The 18,076-nt window shown below is 63.2% G+C and carries 17 protein-coding genes; 11 read left to right on the forward strand and 6 right to left on the reverse strand.

Features of this window, described 5'->3' with window-relative positions:
* Window positions 1-11: 11 nt before the first annotated feature.
* On the reverse strand, window positions 12-3,140 hold the full coding sequence (locus HOLFODRAFT_RS0211310; RefSeq protein ID WP_005032910.1) for a CHAT domain-containing tetratricopeptide repeat protein: 3,129 nt from the start codon (window positions 3,138-3,140) through the stop codon (window positions 12-14).
* A 170-nt stretch (window positions 3,141-3,310) separates the two neighbouring features.
* Between HOLFODRAFT_RS0211310 and HOLFODRAFT_RS0211315 the strand changes: the two genes are divergently transcribed.
* The 6 genes from HOLFODRAFT_RS0211315 to tatA all read left to right on the forward strand — a co-directional run bounded on the left by HOLFODRAFT_RS0211315 (window position 3,311) and on the right by tatA (window position 7,379).
* Window positions 3,311-3,670 (forward strand): response regulator, encoded by a 360-nt coding sequence (locus tag HOLFODRAFT_RS0211315; RefSeq protein WP_026939258.1) that lies wholly within the window; start codon window positions 3,311-3,313, stop codon window positions 3,668-3,670.
* A 53-nt stretch (window positions 3,671-3,723) separates the two neighbouring features.
* Complete coding sequence (locus tag HOLFODRAFT_RS0211320) at window positions 3,724-4,572, forward strand: CvfB family protein (RefSeq protein ID WP_005032905.1); 849 nt, start codon at window positions 3,724-3,726, stop codon at window positions 4,570-4,572.
* A 32-nt stretch (window positions 4,573-4,604) separates the two neighbouring features.
* Complete coding sequence (locus tag HOLFODRAFT_RS0211325; protein ID WP_005032903.1) at window positions 4,605-4,796, forward strand: hypothetical protein; 192 nt, start codon at window positions 4,605-4,607, stop codon at window positions 4,794-4,796.
* A 242-nt stretch (window positions 4,797-5,038) separates the two neighbouring features.
* Complete coding sequence (locus HOLFODRAFT_RS0211330; protein ID WP_005032900.1) at window positions 5,039-6,607, forward strand: flavocytochrome c; 1,569 nt, start codon at window positions 5,039-5,041, stop codon at window positions 6,605-6,607.
* Window positions 6,608-6,696: 89 nt separating this feature from the next.
* Complete coding sequence (locus HOLFODRAFT_RS0211335) at window positions 6,697-7,197, forward strand: cytochrome c3 family protein (RefSeq protein WP_005032898.1); 501 nt, start codon at window positions 6,697-6,699, stop codon at window positions 7,195-7,197.
* A gap of 23 nt (window positions 7,198-7,220) precedes the next feature.
* Window positions 7,221-7,379 carry a twin-arginine translocase TatA/TatE family subunit gene (tatA, locus tag HOLFODRAFT_RS24025; protein WP_005032896.1) on the forward strand — a complete coding sequence of 53 codons (159 nt, stop codon included), beginning with the start codon at window positions 7,221-7,223 and terminating at the stop codon, window positions 7,377-7,379.
* A gap of 65 nt (window positions 7,380-7,444) precedes the next feature.
* On the opposite strand, the gene HOLFODRAFT_RS23120 is transcribed toward tatA, so the two are convergent.
* Entirely contained in the window at window positions 7,445-7,819 is a 375-nt protein-coding gene (locus HOLFODRAFT_RS23120; RefSeq protein ID WP_005032893.1) for an Hpt domain-containing protein, read from the reverse strand.
* A gap of 15 nt (window positions 7,820-7,834) precedes the next feature.
* Window positions 7,835-9,205, reverse strand: a complete 1,371-nt coding sequence (locus HOLFODRAFT_RS0211350) for a tetratricopeptide repeat protein (protein ID WP_005032892.1) — start codon at window positions 9,203-9,205, stop codon at window positions 7,835-7,837.
* A gap of 112 nt (window positions 9,206-9,317) precedes the next feature.
* On the opposite strand from HOLFODRAFT_RS0211350, the gene HOLFODRAFT_RS0211355 reads away from it, so the two are divergent.
* From HOLFODRAFT_RS0211355 to queA, 5 genes are all read left to right on the forward strand, one after another.
* The gene (locus HOLFODRAFT_RS0211355) at window positions 9,318-10,025 is read left to right on the forward strand and encodes a ribonuclease III family protein (protein ID WP_005032889.1); all 708 of its coding nucleotides are present in this window, start codon (window positions 9,318-9,320) and stop codon (window positions 10,023-10,025) included.
* A 64-nt stretch (window positions 10,026-10,089) separates the two neighbouring features.
* Complete coding sequence (locus HOLFODRAFT_RS0211360) at window positions 10,090-10,803, forward strand: HisA/HisF-related TIM barrel protein (RefSeq protein WP_005032888.1); 714 nt, start codon at window positions 10,090-10,092, stop codon at window positions 10,801-10,803.
* 11 nt (window positions 10,804-10,814) lie between these two features.
* The gene (locus HOLFODRAFT_RS0211365) at window positions 10,815-12,605 is read left to right on the forward strand and encodes a hypothetical protein (RefSeq protein ID WP_005032886.1); all 1,791 of its coding nucleotides are present in this window, start codon (window positions 10,815-10,817) and stop codon (window positions 12,603-12,605) included.
* Between the two features lie 76 nt (window positions 12,606-12,681).
* Window positions 12,682-14,493, forward strand: coding sequence for an ABC transporter ATP-binding protein (locus tag HOLFODRAFT_RS20790; protein WP_005032884.1), 1,812 nt, complete (start codon window positions 12,682-12,684; stop codon window positions 14,491-14,493).
* 1 nt (window position 14,494) lies between these two features.
* Window positions 14,495-15,553: a tRNA preQ1(34) S-adenosylmethionine ribosyltransferase-isomerase QueA gene (queA, locus tag HOLFODRAFT_RS0211375; RefSeq protein WP_005032882.1), complete on the forward strand. Its 1,059-nt coding sequence runs from the start codon at window positions 14,495-14,497 to the stop codon at window positions 15,551-15,553.
* 2 nt (window positions 15,554-15,555) lie between these two features.
* Here the strand turns inward: queA and HOLFODRAFT_RS20795 are convergent, their stop codons facing one another.
* The 3 genes from HOLFODRAFT_RS20795 to thyX are packed head-to-tail and all read right to left on the reverse strand — an operon-like array spanning window position 15,556 to window position 17,968.
* Window positions 15,556-16,059 (reverse strand): DUF192 domain-containing protein, encoded by a 504-nt coding sequence (locus HOLFODRAFT_RS20795; RefSeq protein WP_005032879.1) that lies wholly within the window; start codon window positions 16,057-16,059, stop codon window positions 15,556-15,558.
* Window positions 16,060-16,079: 20 nt separating this feature from the next.
* The gene (locus HOLFODRAFT_RS0211385; RefSeq protein WP_005032877.1) at window positions 16,080-17,291 is read right to left on the reverse strand and encodes an aminotransferase class V-fold PLP-dependent enzyme; all 1,212 of its coding nucleotides are present in this window, start codon (window positions 17,289-17,291) and stop codon (window positions 16,080-16,082) included.
* A complete protein-coding gene (gene thyX / locus HOLFODRAFT_RS0211390; protein WP_005032875.1) occupies window positions 17,288-17,968 on the reverse strand; it encodes an FAD-dependent thymidylate synthase in 681 nt (226 codons plus the stop codon). The genes HOLFODRAFT_RS0211385 and thyX overlap by 4 nt, the downstream gene beginning before the upstream one ends.
* Between the last annotated feature and the right edge of the window lie 108 nt (window positions 17,969-18,076).

Here is an 18,076-nt window from a genome sequence, read left to right on the forward strand (position 1 = left end):
GGGGCAGCCTTTCACAGCTCTCCATGCAGGATGAAGACGCCCCAGTAGTAGGGGTTCGGGTATTTCTTTCGCATGGCGATCTGGGCGGCCTTCAGGGATTCGGAGTAGCCCTTCCCCGCTTTCAGACCGGAATAGATGAGGGTCGCAAACTCCACCGTGGGCTCCGAGGCGACTTCCCAAAGGCTCACGACCACGCGCCTGGCCCCTGCCGCCTGGAAGGCGCGGGCGAAGTTGGCCACCCCCTCTCCTTCAACATTCCTGCCCAGCCCGGTCACGCAGGCGGAAAGCACGACCATATCTGCATTCAGCTTCAGGTCGAGCACCTCGCTCAGCGTGAAGAAGCCATCGTTCTCCCGGGTCTTGCCGTACTGGCTGAGGAGAAGGAAGGGCTCGTTGATGTCCTGGATCATGCCCGCCAGGGCGGCGTGGGTGGCCCAGTGGAGGATGCGGTACTCGCCGAGGGGGGCCTTCCTGAGCTCTGCCTCCGAAGCTCCCCGCCCCAGAAGGATGTCCGGAGCCTGCACGGGAACATTCATGAGAGCGGCGATGGACCGGACTTCCACCTCGGTTTCAGGAAGTTGGGGGAATTCGATCTGAGGGGTGGAGCCCGCCGAGGAGGGAACCACCATGGAGGCCCCCCCCGGAACGGGTCCCACGGCAATGCCACGGAAGCCCCCCGCGGAGGCGTTGGTGGAGAAATCCGGATTCCCCAGGGCGAAAAGGGGCCTTGGGGCCCTGCCTGCGGGCAGCGTCCGCTTCAGGGACAGGAGGGATGCAGACTGGTAATAGGAGAAGGTCCGGCTCTCACCCACGTACCCGCTGTCCTCGGGATTCGTCCCCCTGCGGGTGACAAGAATCTCGTATGGAAGCGTGCCAAGGATGCCATCGGGAACGATCACGATCCGGTCCTCTGGGCGGGCGAGCGCAAGCCCGTCCGCCAGGAGCAGGCGGAAAAGCTCCTGCCCACGCTGCGAGGAGAAATCGGTGGGTTTCCGGTTGGCCAGCGGTGCAAGAAAGGTTCTCACCTTCTCTTCCAAATCACCCCGAGACACAGGCACACAGAAGACCCGCTCGACGCCGCCCCGTCGAATTGCGAAGAGGTGCGATGATCTCTCCCCCAGGGAATAGGCGAGCAGCAACTCGTTCGCAGCCAGGGGCAGCTCCGCTGCGGGAACCGGCCGCGGATAGTTGATGGCAGCGTAGACCGGCTGATCCCTGCGCAGGCGCGCCACGAAAGCATCCAGCTCCCGGGCCAGGTCCGCGCGCTGTTCGCTGTTGCGGGCATAGGCGGAACTTCCCTCCTTTGCGCTCCTGTCCCGTCCGACCTCCAGCGCCGCCATGCGGCTGCGAAGGCGCTCCTCCTCGCGCTTAAGACCCGAAGGCAGGATGGAGCCCATGGCCGCCGTGCGCCCCTTTTCGGCAAGGTTCTCGATCAGGGAGCGGGCCTTGGTGGATTCCGAGAAGAAGAAGGCGGCCGCTGCCAAGGAGTCCCCGTAGGGGCGGAAGGCGGGATCCATGGCCTCACCCTTCAGCGCCCGTTCCGCCAGCACCGACGAGAGGGCGCGATAGGTTCGGAAGCGACCTCCGGCGGCCCCTGCGGAAAGGAAGCCGTTCCGATCGACCGTGGCAGAACGGATCTCCTCCAGGATGGTATAGGCCTTGAGCAAGTTTTCGGAGGCCGGGGCGAGTTGTCCAAGGCCAGCCTGTGCCCGGCCCAGCTGCATATGGTACTCCGCCACAGCGGGCTCGCTCGCAAAGGCGCCTGCAGGCTCCGACTCCAGGAGATCCAAAGCCTGCCGGGGCCTTCCCGTGAGGAGATAGAGTTCCGCTAGGCCTGGGTTGCGCAGTTTCACCCCCCGCATCCTCCCCTGGAGAGCCTTCCGTTCCAGGAAGCACGCTTCCGCCTTGGCGAAATCGCCGCTGAAGAGGTAGGCAACTCCGATATTGCTGAGCGCCCGGGCCACTGAAACGGGATTGCCGAGCTGGCGCTCAGCATCCAGGGCCTGCTGGAGCCAGGGAATGGCCTCATCGAAGCGCTTCATGGCGTGGTACACCATGGCGATGTTGTTGAGGTTCACGGCGATCTCAGCACGGTAACCCAGCTCGCGGTTCAGCGAGAGTGCCGCCTGGTACTGCGCAATCGCCTGGTCATGCCTCCCCATGGCATCGTGAACCTGCCCCAGGTTGTTGAACGCGATGGCGATGACGGATTTCTTCTGGAGTTGCTGGCACAAGGCAAGGGCTTGTTCGTCGCAACCCCGAGCCTTCTCGTACTGCCCCTGGCCAAACTGAAGCACGCCCTGATTGAGAAGGGCATTGGCGCACACCAGCTGGTCTCCCAGTTGCCGTCCGAGCCGAAGGGCTTCTTCAAAGCTCGTCATGGCCGAACCGATGCGGTGCTGGTCCAGATCGTTCAAGCCCTTCCTGTTCAGTACCGCGGCTAACTCCTTGAGGCGGTTCTGGCTGCGCAGGCCCGAGAGGGCTTCCTCGTAATGAGCGCCAGCTTTCGGATAGTCCCCAGAACGATTGCTGGCATCCCCCAGGTGGGCCAGCACCGTGGCAATGCCCGTCTCATTGCGCAGCGAACGGTTGATGGAGAGCGATTCCTCCAGGTCACGGATGGCTTCCGGGTAGCGCCCCAGGGCGGTCTTGACCGCTCCAAGGTGGGAGAGGGTCAGCGCCACTTCCCCTCGCTGCCCCAGCTTGCGGTAGATGCCAAGGCACTCCTCAAACAGGGGCAGGGCCTGGGCGTGTTCATCGAAGGTCATGTAGAGCACGGATCCCAGGCTGATCAGATCGATGGCGATGTCCGGTTCACTTCGACGCCTTCGGTTGATCCTGAGGGATGCCTCGTAGCATCGGCGCGCCTTGAGATCATCGCCGAGCCCCTCGTATGCCCGGGCCATTCCGTTGTAGTTGGAGGACTGGCAATCCAGTTCGTCCGCCTTGCACAAGGCCATTGAGCGCTCGTAGAGGCGTAGAGCTTCGGCATAGCGTTTCGACTCCATGGCCTTTTCCGCGTTCTCCCAGAGCGTTTCCGCCGGGTCCCTCCCGGTTCGGGCATTCCCGGGAACGGAAGCTCCCAGCAGAAAGACAGACAATAGGCCTAGAAGAGTCCTTCGAATGGTCTGTACACGCATGGGTGCACCTCGGATGAACGGGTCGATTCGATTTGACAGCCAAGGGCCACCGGGCGAAAGGAGAAGTTCTCTGGATCTTCCGGGAAACGAAGCCCCAGGGTGCAATGCGCAACACATTGACAGCACCCGACTCACTCTGAGCTATCCTTCCAACAGGAATGGAAGATCCCGTGCCCAAGATCCTCGTCATCGATGACAGCCGCTTCATGAGAAGAATCCTCCGCCAGTACCTGGAGGAGGCCGGTTTCGAGGTGGAGGACTGGCTGCCCCTTTCCCCCATGGAGATCCCGGATCGTATCACCGCCAGCACACCGGATCTGGTGCTGAGCGACTACCAGATGCCCGGCATGAATGGGCTTTCCGTGGCCAAGATGGTGTCCAAGGCGAATCCCAAAATTCCGGTATTGATCCTCACAGCCCTGCGGGATCCTGAACTCGAAAGAAACTTCCTGAAGTTTGGCGTCAAGCGGATCCTCAACAAACCCATCACAGCAGAAGCCCTCGTTGAGGCCATGAAAGAATTCCTCTAGCCTCGCAAGGCCAAGGAAGGGGGCTTCGCTATATCCTAGGGTTTTGGAATCCCATGGCGACCCCCGGCATTGTGAATGATCTGACCCTCCTCCGCATCTCCGCGCAGGGGGCCATGTTGGACGGTGGCGAACTGGGTGAGATTCCTCTGCCCTCCGGGCAAGTCCCAGCAGGTACCGAGCCTGGCCAGCTCTTGAAGGTATTCGTCTATCACGACGCGGCGGACTGCCTGGTCGCCACCACGCGACTCCCGAAGGCCCAGGTGGGCGAGGTGGCCTACTTGAAGATCGTAGCGGTGAAGGACGCAGGAGCCTTCCTTGACTGGGGCCTGCCCAAGGATCTGCTGCTGTCCTGGCGCGAGGTCCGACGGGACCAGAAGCACCTGATCGTGGAAGGGAAGAAGATCCTGGTCATGCTTATCCAGGATCAGGATGGGCGGGAGGCCGCCTCGGCCCGACTGAACGATTTCCTGACCGACGAGGCCGACGGCTTCTGGCCCGGTGAGAAGGTCAGCCTCCTGGTGTCCGACCCCACGGATCTGGGCATGCGGGTGGTCGTCAACCATCGCCACTGGGGCCTGATCCACAGCAACGAGATCTTCGGAACCCTGCGCCGGGGGGATGCCCGCGAGGGCTACATCAAGGCCCTCCGCCCGGACCACAAGCTGAACATCTCCCTGATGCCCCCGGGTCACGCGAAGGCTGATCCCATCGCCCAGGAGATCCTCAAGGCCCTGGAGCGCCGCGGAGGCTTTCTGGCGGTGACCGACAAGAGCGACCCCAAGGCGATCTACGATCTCTTCGGGGTCAGCAAGAAGGCCTTCAAGCTGGCCCTGGGATCCCTGTACAAAAACAGGCAGATAACGATTGAGAATGAAGGGATCCGCTTGTCGAGAAAAGGCTGAAGAATGCCTCTCCGAGGGAGTACGATGGAAGCATGTCGAACCCCAAATCCCCCCTTGTCCCCAACCTTCTGAAAACCTTGAGCGAGCACAAGCCTGGCGAAGCCGAGAACCGCCAGCCTGGAGCCCGCATGGAGACCAAGGCGCCCATGCCCAAGGTGAAGGCCAGCACCAAGCCTGTCCGGAGCACCCTGAGCCACGCCCGCTCCACCAACCGCGGGAAGTGAGCCAGCGGAAACACCTGATGCCCTGAGTGTTCACGGCCCTGGCCCCCGCCAGGGCCGTGAATCGTTCGGCCCGGTTAAAGCAGTACCACCATAAACTCGCCGCAGCCGGACTCCGTGCCATTTCAAGCCCGGTTAAATGGTGATTCGGGATTTTAATCCTGATATTTCATTGCCTGTTCTTCCCCTTTGGAAGATGCTGGGGGTCCAAACCCAATCAGTCTCTTGATTCATGGAGGTATACCGTGAGTGAGAAGAAGACCGGCCTGACCCGCAGAGGATTCCTGGGGACCAGCGGCGCAGCAATCCTCGGCGGCGCAGTCCTGTCCCAAGGCGTGCTGAACGCCGCCCCTGGGAAGGCCACCGACCAGGATGCCTTGCCGCGCAAGTGGGACGAAACCTTTGACGTGGTGGTGGTAGGCAGCGGATTCGCCGCCCTGGCTGCCGCCATCGAAGCCAAGAAGGCCGGATCCTCCGTGGCCGTCCTGGAAAAGATGAAAACCGCCGGTGGCAATTCCATTATCAACGGCGGAATCTTCGCCGTGGCCGGTTCTCCCCTTCAGGCCAAGATGGGCATCAAAGACTCCCCCGAGCTCATGGCCCAGGACATGATCAAGGCGGGCCTGGGACTCAACCACCCTGACCTCGTGAAGCTGATCTGCGAAAAGTCGGTGGAAGCCTTCGACTGGACCGTGAACGAGCTGGGCATGAAGTTCCAGGAGGGTGAGATGGTGCAGGAGGGCGGGCACACCGTCCAGCGCAGCATCAAGCTGCCCAATTCCAGCGGGGCGGGTCTTGTGCTCCCGGAGTTGGCGAAGCTCAAGAGCCTGGGCGTCGAGCCCCGCACCCAGACTCTCGTCACCAAGATCTATCGGGACAAGGATGGCCGCGTGAAGGGCGTCCAGGTCCGCGAAGGCTACGCCTTCCCCAAGGCCGACAGCGGCAAGGTCAAGAACATCAAGGCCCGCAGGGCCGTGGTGCTGGCCCACGGCGGATTCAGCCAGGACGTGGCCTATCGCATGATCCAGGATCCCAAGCTGACCGCCAAGTTCGAATCCACCAACCAGCCCGGCGCCACCTCCGAGATGTGGCGCGAGGCCTCACGGATCGGGTGCAACCTGATCCAGGGCGACTGGATCCAGGTGGGCCCCTGGGCGAGCCCAGACGAGAAAGGCTTCGGTCTGGCCCCCCACTTCGCCCAGGAGGCCGCTGCCATGTATGGCCTCTGGCTCAACGCCAAGACAGGCAAGCGCTTCGTCGATGAGCTGGCCAACCGGAAGGTCCGTGCGGACGCCATCATGATGCTCATGAACAAGGGCGAGAATTGCATCGCCTTTGCCGATTCCTACGGTGTATCCCGCCTGACCAAGGGCATCATGGACAAGCTCATCCAGCGTGGCGTGGTCAAGAAATATGACACCCTGGAAGACGTCGCCTCCGCCTATAGCATGCCCCTGGATGCATTCAAGGAGACCATCGCCAAGTACAACAAGAACATCCGTGAGGGTGTTCGGGATGACGTCAAGAACAGCGTGACCCTCCCCAAGGAGGTCAAGCCCGTCGAGACCGCCCCCTATTACGTATCCCGCCTGCTTCCCAAGGTCCACCATTGCATGGGCGGCATCTATACCAATACCGCTGCCCAGGCCATGGACGTCAGCACCGACAAGCCGATCCCCAGCCTCTATGCAGCTGGGGAGTCCACCGGCGGCGTCCACGGCGCTGTCCGCCTCGGCAGCTGCGCCATCACGGACTGCATCGTGATGGGCCGGGTTGCCGGTCAGAACGCCGCAAAGGAGAAGCCCTGGGGCTGATGCCTCCACGTGACACAGATCGGGAGGGTCCCCAGGGCCACCCTCCCGGTCCCTCCCCAGGGTGAAGCCAGATCACGAAGGGTCATCTGATGAAGTTCCCAAGCATCGCCAACAAGCTCGTATCCCTGGCCTGCGCACTGATGGTCGGCGCCTGTCTGTTGGCCGCGCCCAAGCGACTGGCCACTGCCAAGCCGGGCCAGTGCAAAGCCTGCCACAGCGACAAGCCAGTCCTTCCCAAGGACCATACGGATACCAAGGGCCTGAGCCTAGCCGACTGCCAGGGCTGTCACGAGAAGGGGTCCAAGACCTCCCTGGTGGGTAAGCTGCCCCTCATGCACGCCCACCAGATGAAGGGAGTCACCTGCACCCAGTGTCACGGTAAGGGCAAGCCAGAGGCCGTCGACAAAGCCAAGTGCGTCTCCTGCCACGAACAGAAAGCCCTGACGGAAAAGACCTCCAAACTGAAGCCCCAGAACCCTCACGAAAGCCCCCACGGCTACCAGGAGGACTGCAACCTCTGCCACCATCAACACACGAAGAGCGAAAACTTCTGCGCGACCTGCCACGCCTTCGACTTCTCAACACCATGAACCAACAATAAAGGAGGTGCCCCATGGGGAACCTTGGCATGACTGAATTGCTCCTGATCGGCGCTGCTCTGCTCCTGTTCTTCGGCCCGTCGAAGCTCCCCGAACTCGGGAAGTCCCTGGGCAAGGGCATCCAGGAGTTCAAGAAGGCCAGCAAGGAGTTGACAAGCGCCGTCAAGGAATAAGTATCAGGGTCCGCGCCTCTTCAGCCACGGACCCTGATTTCTCTTTTGCCTGTTCCGGGGTGCCCCTACCCTTCCCTGGACTTCCGGAAGTCATCCATCGCCTGGATGGCTTCCGCGTACTCTGTATGGATCCGCTTCAGCATCCCCTGGAAATCGGTGTTTGATTCACCCTTCCGCCCAGCCGCCTCCACGGCCGCGGCAGCAACCCTGAGCCTCATGGCTCCCATGGTGCTGGCCGCTCCCTTGATCGCATGGGCGACATCCGCCAGCTCGGCAATATCGCCATTCGCCACCAGCGGGCCCATGGACTCGATGCGCCCAGGGGTATCCTCCTGGAAGAGTTGGAACATCTCCAGGAAGAGGCCGAGACCACCGTCATCCAGGGCCAGAAGCTGATCCAGGGTATTGGAGTCCAGAACGGGGGGATCGGGCTGGGTCATGGATTGCTCCGAGGGTTAGGACCGTTTTTCGGGCCGGGCGAGGATCGCCTTGAAGCGGCCCAGGATCGAGCTTGTGCCGGGATCGGTCTCGGCGATGCCGAGGTCCAGTTCAGTGGGAACCGGAGTGGAGGGGTCCAGCTCCAAGGCCTTCCGGAAGCATGCCTGGGCATTGGCCCTGAAGCCCTTCCGGTGATAGAGATCCCCCATCAGCGCCCAGGGCTCCGCAGCAGCGGGGCGAAGGCGGGAGGCATGCTGGAAGGCCTCGATGGCTCGGGTGGACCAGGCGGGATTGGCGAGACGCAGTTTGCCAAGGGTCAGCCAGGGGTCAAACGCCAGGTCGGATTCCGGATCCAGCTGGAGAGATTGCTCCAAGGACTTCAGGGCTTCGGCATAGCGCTCTTGAACCAGAAGGTTTCGGGCAAAGAGAAAAAGCTTCCGAGCCCTCAGGGCAGGCGCCTCCCCCTCCTCAGAAGGCTGATCCAGTTCGATATGGCGGGGTTCGGGATCCTGATCGGCCCGTTCCAGCTCCGGAAGGTATCCGTGGTCCAGATCCAGCTGGAGCTCCGGAAAGGGAGTCGGCGTCGGAGGCATCAGGAGGGGCAGGGGTGTCGAAGGGGTAGGGGTCGCCTCCGGAGCAGGTTCCGGCAGCGACTGGCGTTTCACCACCTTGGGCATTTCACCCTTGACCAGGGAGAGGGCCCCCAGGGCCCAGAGAGAAACCAGAAGACGAGCCGCATCGCTCTCATCGAGCCCGCCCAGACTCTGGAACATGGGGTAGTTGATGGGTTCCTGCCCGAGAAAAGAAAGGGCATAGGCCATCTTCGGGGTCAGGGGAAGATCACCAAGACCGGAAAGCAGGTCCGGGGGAGCCTGCCAGCACCATGACCTCTCGGCAGAGAGGAGGTCGTCGATATCTCCAAGGTGATGAGCCTCCTGGAAGGTGGCCCAGATGAACTGGCGATGATTGAGCCGGAACTTCAGATCCTGGCTCAGTTCCTGCCCCACGGACTTCTCAATCCAGCTGGAGCGGATGATGGGGTGCTCCAGGGCATGCACCATCACCTGCTCCTGCAGTGCCTGGAGATGAAAGTCTCGCTCCTGAGCGGACATCAGCCCCCACAACACCACCTTCTCCCCCAGGCGCCCCTGCTCCTCGTTGGCCAGGAGCTCACTCAAGGCCGGAAAGTCGAGCACCCCCTGACGCAGCAGATAGTTCCCCAGTTGCTCGCCGGCGGCATCACTGTGGAGATGGACCAATTCACCACCGACCCAGAAGAGGTGTCGATTGCCATCATTCTGCTCCAGGACAAGCTCGCCCTCCGCGCCCTGTTGGCGCAGGGAACCCATCAGAATGGGGAGAATCTGCGAAGCATCCGGATCTGTCATATTTCCCACGATATTAAGTATTCGACGGATCTGGACCCGTCCTTAATCCAGGTTACTCGAAAGCAGGTCCCCGCATTACAGGTATGCTTCGATTCTGGGAGTGCGAACAGACATGGGTCATGCGCGACGGAAAGGAAATCTTGAACAGCGGCTGGGGCACGCCTTCGCCAACCACTCCCTGCTGGTGCAAGCCCTCACCCCCCCGTCCGCCGGTCTGGCCGATGACAACCAGCGATTGGAGTTCCTTGGGGATGCCATCCTCCAACTCTGTGTATCCAGTCTCATCTTCGCCATCCATCCGGACTGGAGAGAGGGTTCCATGTCCAAGCTCCGGGGCATGCTGGTGTGTACCGAATCGCTGAAAGCCTGGGCCACGGAGCTTGGCTTGGACCTGACCCGGGGTCCCCGCTCTCCCAAAAAGGGAGCCAGCACCACCATTCCGGGCAAGCCCATGGCGGATGCCATGGAAGCCCTGATCGCCGCGGTGTACCTGGACGAGGAGGGCCAGGGACGACAGGGCCTGCCAGCCGCCAGTGCCCTGGTTGCCCGCCACTTTGAGCTTCCGGTTCGCCAGGCCTTCGAAGGGATCTGGGCCGAGAGGGATTCAAAAACGACGCTTCAGGAGACTGCCGCCTCCCGGGGATGCCCGCCGCCGACCTACGAACTGCTCCAGAAGTCTGGCCCAGACCATGCTCCCAACTTCCTGGTGAGGGTCCAGGTTGCCGGAATCGAGGCCCAGGGGGAGGCTCCCACCCTGAAGGCAGCCCAGACCAGGGCCGCACGGGAGGCCCTCAGGCTCCTTAGGGAGGAATTGCACTAATCCCCGTGACGGATGCCCGGCATCGGCTAGAATTAATAGGTTTGAGTGATCAAAAGGTGCCCCTTTGAAGGTCTTTCCCACCCTGCAAATCGAAAACGGCCTGACGGTTCCCTTCATCGGCGAGCCCCCGGCGCAGACTTCCCCCGTGGACATGGTGGAGCAGCTCCTGGATCTGGGCTGCACCCACGTGACTTTCATCGACCGGGATGCCGCAGTCGGAAAGGGTAACAACCGCGAGCTCATCCTCAAGCTGGCCCACCGCTTCGTCAAGAGTGCCGGCAAGGTCTGTATCCAGGTGGGCGGCGGCATCCGCAGCTCCGACATGGCCCAGCTGTATCTGGACCACGGCATCACCTGGATCCTCGTCAACGCAATCCTCCAGCGCTCCCCCATCATGACCGAGCAGTTGGTGGCCCGTTTCCAGAGCCGTCTGACGGCAACCCTGCCCGCCTTCCATGGCCAGTTCCGTGAATCGGGAGGGGGGGCAAGGCCCGACGTCACCCTTGAGCAGGCAGCCCAGCGCATCAGGGACCTGGGCATCCGGCGGGCCCTCTTCATCGATATCCCTGGGGAGGCCGGCCAGGAGCCAGACTTCCAGAGTGCCCGCCGGATCGCCGAGATCGCCAAGATCCCCCTCCTGATGAGTGGGACGGTCGCGACGGAAGAGCACGTCCACATCGCCTCCTCCATCCCTGGGCTCCAAGGCGTCCTGCTGGATGCCTGGAATGTGGCGGGGAACCCCCAACTGGTGCTCCATAGCACCCAGCCCTGCGCCTAGGAGCCAACCCCGTGCTGGAGCAGGAACCACCCTTTCTGAACCAGTTCACGGAGCAGGAGCGCTCCCACTTCCGGAATCTCGCCCTCATCCGGCCCCAGCTGCCCTCCGAAGGGCAGCTCGCGCTGGTCGAAGGCCTGGCCCGCTCCCTCAATTCGCCGCGCCTGCTGACCCTCATCGCCCGGACTCCCCACTGGCTGCTCCACGGACCGGTGCTGAATGCCCTTGCCCAGAACGAGGCCACCCCGGAGCCCATCCGCCGTGACCTTGAGATGGCGGTCTCCCTCTTCGACCTCATGAGGGAGGCCGACAAGGCTCCCCTGGCCTACCGCCAGGAGTACGCTGAAGGGGCCAAGTCCCTGTACCAGCAGCTCCCGGCGGAACTCAAGCCCATTGTCAAGCAGCAGCTCAAGCAGCTGGCCCGCCCCGTGAGTGCCACAGGGGTGACCCAGGAGCTCCCCCCCCTGCCCTCGGACGACCAGGATTGGGAGACCCTCACAACCCCACCGGCCGAAACGGAAGCCTTCCAGAAAGTGCCCCTCAGGATCTCCCGGGAGGAGCACCTGTCTCGGGCCGAGCGCACCCTGGCCCCCGAAGAACTGATGGACTACCTGCTGGAGGAGGCCGAGGAGCTCTGGCAGGCGGCCCTCCGCAACCCCATGGTGACTGAGGACATCCTGTGCGATGCGCTCCCCCGGAGCCGTTCCGCAAGCCTGATGGAGGAGGTCTACGGAGAGGCCCGCTGGTACTTCCGGGAGAAGGTCCGTGAGGCCATCTACACCTCCCCTGCATGCCCGGTGTCCCTGGCCAAGGATATCCTCCGGACCCGGGAGTTGATCGCCTTCCTGGGGCAGGGTCCCCGTAACGGAGCGGAGTTGCACCGCATCGTCTCCCTCTTCAGTCAGATCGAAGAGTCCGAGTACCAGTACCTCACCTATTGGGCCAAGCGGAACGCCCCCAACCTTTTGCGGGTCGTGAAGATCTTCTACGACCGACTCCAACGAAGACGGACCCACACCGCCACGGGGATGAGCCCCACCGCCAGCGAGGGGAAATGGGCCTCCCTCGAGGAGCGGGTCTTCATGGCCAACCAGGCCACCCAGCCTGATCAGCTCATCGCCTCCCTCAAGGACCCCGATCCCCAGGTGTTCCTGGTGGTGCTGGAGAACCCGGGACTTTCACCCCGGGAGATCCTGGCGGCCATCCCAGGCATGGACGTCATCCGGGCGGAACGTCTGGCTTCCCACCGGATCTGGCAGGAGAACCCTGCCATCGCGGAAGCCCTCCTCCACAATATCCACCTATCCGCGAGCACGGCCCTCCTGCTCCTCCAGCGCCTGAAAACGCCCAGGGCCCTGCTGGAGGTCCTGAGGGATTCCCGCCTCCCCCATATGGAAGTCAAGCAGGAGGCCCTGGAGGCCCTCCGCCAGATCTACCAGAGCATGAGCACCCAAGAGCGGATTCTGGCATTGAGGAGTTCCGGAGGCGAACTGATCCGCCAACTCCCCCAGGAGGTGCTGAAGGACGAGGATTCCCTGCTGCTGGTAGTGGTGGATCGCCAACTCGACCCCAGCATCCTCCTGCGCCTGGCCAGAAACAAGCAGACCCCGAGGAGCGTCCTGGAACGCATTGCCGGCCACCCCATCCTCATGGCCCACCCGGCGATCATGTCCGAACTCCTCCTGAACCCGAAGACCCCTAGGGAAGCCGCCATCCGTATCTGGGGCCTCCTTTCGGAAAGCGAACAGCAGGCCCTTCTGGCCAGCCCGCACCTACCTGCCACCCTCCGTCACCTGCCCGCTTGATCCTCACGGTGTGAGTCAGGTGAAACCGGATTTCCGGACGGTGGAGTAACCTGTAGTTTTGCTAGGACACTCCTCAATGGAATCATTGCGCCGCTTTTTCAAGGAGCACATGCTCCGCTTCGTGCCCTGGATCTTCCTGGCCTCCGTGCTGCTCATGATGGCAGGCGGTCTCCAGGGTGCCCTCACGGCCAGCTTCAAGTTCGTCCTGGAAGCCCTCGGGGTGAGCTCCCAGATCCCTGACACCGGGGCCTTTCTCAAGATCGCCCAGGGCAAGCTCTGGCTCCAATCGTTCTTGCCGGCGGGTTCCCCTTTCCACAAGGACCTGTATTTCATCCCCTTCGTGATCGTGGCCCTCTTCTGCGGTCAGGCGATCCTGATCTACGCTGGCACCATCATCATGATCCGGTGCGGCATCAAGGCCACCCAGGCCCTCCGGGAGCGGCTCTTCGGCCGCATGCTGGACCAGGAGCCCTCCTTCTTCCAGAAACACCCCGTGGGGGAACTGCTCCAGCGGTGCATTGGAGATGTGGGGGCTGTCCAGGGCATCGCCTCCAACCAGTTCGCCGAGCTCGTCCGCGAAAGCACCAAGGCCGTCAGCCTGCTCATCGTGGTGCTCTACATGAACTGGAGGCTGTCCCTGGTGATCTTCATCGCCGCTCCGCTGGTGATCTTGCCTGTCCGTCGCCTCAGCAAGCTCATCCGCAAGGTGAACCACGGCAACCAGGAAGCCTCGGCCATGCTCCTCCAGCGCATCAAGGAGGTCTTCAGCAATGTCCGTGTCGTCATCGGGTACGCCCGGGAAGGATACGAGGTGGAGCGCTTCCGGCGCCAGAATCACCACCTCTACCGAATCGGAATGAAAAGCGCCCGGATCGCAGCGCTTTCCAGCCCCATCATGGAGATTGTGGCAGGCCTCATGCTCGCCGCCCTGATCCTCTACGTGGGCCGCATGATCGAGTCCGGCCAGATGTCAGGCACGGGTTTCGCGGCCTACCTGATGAGCGTCTACGCCTTTTACGATCCCGTCCGGCGCCTGACCAAGCTCAACAACGAGATCCAGGCCGCCCGGGCCAGCCTGGACCGGGTCTACTCGATCCTGGACCGCCAGCCTGGGATGCATATCGCCTCTGACCCCAAGCCCGTGCCAATCCACCCCGAGGTCCTCCGCTTCGAGGATGTCCACTTCAGCTATGACGGCAAGAACGGACGGAACGAGGTGCTGAAGGGCATCAGTCTGGAGGTCCGAAGCGGCGAGACAGTGGCCCTGGTGGGGGGCAGCGGCGGAGGAAAGACCACCCTGGTCAATCTGGTGCCCCGATTCTTCGATCCCACGGCTGGCCGCCTGACCCTGAACGGCGTCGACCTCCTGGACTTCGATGCAAGGGAGCTCCGGCGTCGCATCGGCATCGTCACCCAGGAGACCCTGCTTTTCATGGACTCCATCCACGACAACATCGCCTATGGGATCCAGACCAGCCGCGAGGCCGTGGAGGAGGCCGCCAAGAAGGCCCACGCCCACGACTTCATCGCCGCCCTTCCCAGTGGCTATGACACCCCCCTGGCCGAGACGGGCTCCACCCTCAGTGGGGGCCAGCGCCAGCGCATCGCCATCGCCCGAGCCCTGCTCCAGGACCCCCCCATCCTGATCCTGGACGAGGCGACCTCGGCCCTGGACACGGAAAGTGAGCGCGCCGTCCAGCAGGCGCTGGAGGTCCTGATGCAGGACCGCACGACCCTGGTCATCGCCCATCGCCTCTCCACGGTCCAGAAGGCCACCCGGATCTGCGTCCTCAAGCATGGGCGGATCTCCGAGATGGGTACCCATGCCGAACTCCTGGCCCTGCAAGGGGACTACGACCGGCTCCGCAAGATGCAGTTCCAGGACTGACATGAAGCGCTCCGACTTCTTCTTCCACCTTCCGGAAGAACTCATCGCCCAGAGCCCTGCCCTCCAGCGAGACCAGGCCAGGCTTCTGGTGGTAGATCCCCGGTCCCGAACCCTGGAACATGCCAGCATCCGGGATCTCCCGGGCCTTGTTCCACGTGGAACCCTCTGCGTCCCCAACGATGTGAAGGTGCGCCACGCACGGCTCTTCCTGCGCCGGGCCGGGGGTGGCGAAGGGGAGGCGCTTCTCCTGCGTGCCCTTCCCGACGGCACCTTCGAAGCCATGGTACGTCCAGGCTCCCGCCTCAAGCCAGGCAAGACCGCCCAAGTGGTGGACCCTCAGAGTGGGGCGCCGTTGGCCGAACTCCAGATCGAGGAAACCCTGGAGGAAGGGTTGCGCCGGGTCCGGGTCGCCCAGGGAGGAGTGCCCCTGGACTGGGATGCGGTGGATCGCATCGGTCGCCTGCCCCTGCCCCCCTACATCACCCATATCGCGGGAGAAGACGACGAGGGCCGCTACCAGACGGTCTTCCGGGCCGAGGAGGGTGAGGCCGTAGCCGCCCCCACCGCAGGTCTGCACTTCACCAATGAACTGATCGGCCAGCTGCGGGGACGGGACTGCCTGTGGGAGCCCGTGCGTCTCCATGTAGGCCTCGGGACCTTCCGCCCCATGACGGCAGAACACCTGGACGGGCACGTCATGCACCAGGAACGCTACGAGATTCCGGATACGACAGCCCAGGCACTGGAGCCTGTGCTGCGGGAACGGAGCCGCCCGCTCCTGGCGGTGGGCACCACCAGCCTACGGACCCTGGAATCGGCCTGGGACGGGGAGAGCCTCAAACAGAGCGGCTCCACCCGACTCTTCATCCGCCCAGGATACCGCTTGAAGACCGCAGACCTGCTCCTGACCAACTTCCACCTTCCCGAGAGCACCCTCTTCGTTCTGGTCTCCACGATCCTTGGCCTGGATTTGGCCCAGGAGGCCTATGCCGAGGCCATCCGAGAGCGCTACCGATTCTTCAGCTACGGCGATGCCATGCTGATCCTGAACGCACGGTAGGGCTACTTCCGACGCCCCTTGGCCTTGGCGGCTTCCTTGACCGGAGGAGCGCCCCCCACCAGAGCCTGGCCATTGTCCAGCGTGAGATCCCAGCCCAGGCGGTCTCCCTTCTTCAGCCCCAGGTGACGGATCGTGCCCGGGGCAAACTCCACAAAAAAGCGTGAGGGGATGGTCCCACCGTAATTGGGGCAGTCATTGCCAAGCACCGGAGAACAGGGCGGCACATTCTCCGCCATCTCCACCACGGTCCCATCCGCCAGCATCCAGACCACGTCCAGGGAGATGAGGCAGTTCTTCATCCAGATGGCGTGATAGCCGTCCTCATCGTAGATGAAGATCATGCACCGATCCTTGGGCAGGGACTGCCGGTACATGAGCCCCCGGGAGCGGTCCATGTCAGTCCGGGCCACCTCGGCCTTGAAACGCTGGCCTTTCGCGAACACCTGCCCCCCGTCGGAAGCTCCTCCAGGCACTGCAAGCATCAGACTCAGGAGGAAAGCAAGCATGGGGACTCCAAACGACATGCTCAGGATACCGTCTCAAGCCAGTCGGCGATGCGGTCCACATCCTCTCCGGTGTGCCATCCATGGAAGGCGATGCGCAGGTATCCCTCCCGGACGGAGGGGAAGATGCCGCGCTCCATGGCGTGGGCCAGGAGCTTGAGCAGCTTCTCCACACCCCAGCCCTGGTGATGAAAGCTGAGAATGGGACCCAGACGACCTGATTCCAGCAAGCCCCGAAGGCGCCGCGACTCCGAAGCCCAGGGCCCACGGACAACCCGATCCAGAAGGCGAGCCTGAAGGCCCACGATATGGGACTGGATGACTCCCACCCCTGCACTGTTGAGCGTCTTCAAGGATTCGGCCAGGGCAGCACAGGCCAGGATGTTCGGGGTGCCAGGCTCCATGCGGCGACCGTCGGAAAGCCAAGCCCTGTCAAAATCCGTGGAAGCCCGCCGGAAGTCGCTTCCCTGCTCCACCGAGAGCCAACTGCCGGTGGGTGCGAGGCAGGCGCGAAAGGCTGAGGCAGTCCAGAGGAATCCCAGGCCCTGGGGAGCGAGAAGTCCCTTGTGGCCGCCGGTGGCGAAGGCATCCACCTGGCTGAGGTCCGGCATTGCGCACCCCGCCCCCTGGATGCCATCCACCACCAAGAAAGTGCCTCGCGCCCGGCAGCCCGCCCCCAGACGGCCCAGATCCAGTTTCACCCCGTCCTGGAAGCGCACCCAGGAGAGGGCCAGCACCCGGGTGCGGGGCCCCAGGGCCGCCAGGATCCGGCCCTCCGGATCATCCGCCACCTGAGGAGCCGCCGAAGACCATGCGTTTTCGCCTGCGGCGTGCCCCTCCCAGAGAGCGACTTCACGGAAGACGACCCCCCGGTTTTCCAGGGCCTTCCAGGGCCACGCATTGCTGGGGAATTCCCCAAGGGGGGCCAGGACTTCATCTCCCGCGTTCAAAGAGAGGCTCTGAGCCACGGTCACAAGCCCCGAAGAGGTGTTCTGGGTGAGGCTGATGTCCGAGGCCCGGCCTCCGATCACCTGGGCGGCCTCCCGGCGGACTGCAGCGGGCAGGTCCAGGCCATCGCGCTGAAAGTCCATTTCCCAGGGTTTCAGCTCTCGCTCCAGGTGGGCCTGGACGGCCTGGACCGAAGCCATCGGGATCGGCCCATCGGAACAGTGCTGGACCCAGAGGTGGTCCGGATCCAGCCGAAAGAGCCCAGGGTTCAGGGGGGCCTGGTTCACGCCGTGGGGCCTTCCAGGAGGGCCTTCAGGCCGAAGGGGAAGACGGCTTCGGTGGCCTGCTTCACGGCATGGGCGAATTGCTGGATCTCCCATTGGGCGTGGCCATCCGTGCGCAGGCGCACGAAGTGGGCCACGGCCTGGAGGCTGGCGGTCCAGTAGACCTCGGAGTAGAGCCCCACCGGCAGGACGCAGCGGGCCTGCTCCCGGCAGACGCCCATGGCGAGAAGCTCCCGGTAATTGGCCACACTTGTCTGGCAGGTCGCCAGGTAGAGGGCGTGGGCCTTCGCGCGGTTGCCCTCCTCGATCTGGCCTTCGCTCCCCTGCTTGTTGACCTTGGCCTGCTGGCGGAAGGTCTCAGGCACGTAGAACTCGTTCTCGGCGAATTCGACATAGCGGCCGCTGATCTCGTTGAACTCCGATCCGATCCGGTGCTTCATCCACTGCCGGAAGACGAAGATGGGGGCCTTCACATGGAAGGTCATGGCCGTGTGCCGGAAGGGGGAGGTGTGCTCGTGGGCCGCGAGGTAGCGGATCAGCTTCTCGTCGCCCTCGTCCATGACTTCCTTGCGCTTCCCGAAGGAGACCCGGGCAGCGTTGACGATGGACAGGTCCGAGCCCATGTGGTCCACCAGCTGCACGAAGCCGCGGTCCAGGACGGGAATGGAAGGATGGGACATGGAACCTCCAGGGTAGTCCCCAGATTATCCCATCAGACCTGGAAGACCTGATCTTGGACTTGCCCTGCATTCCTGAGAGAATGCTGAGCTTGGCAGGCGAGCAGGGAG

Source organism: Holophaga foetida DSM 6591 (genome assembly GCF_000242615.2).
Lineage (GTDB): Bacteria > Acidobacteriota > Holophagae > Holophagales > Holophagaceae > Holophaga > Holophaga foetida.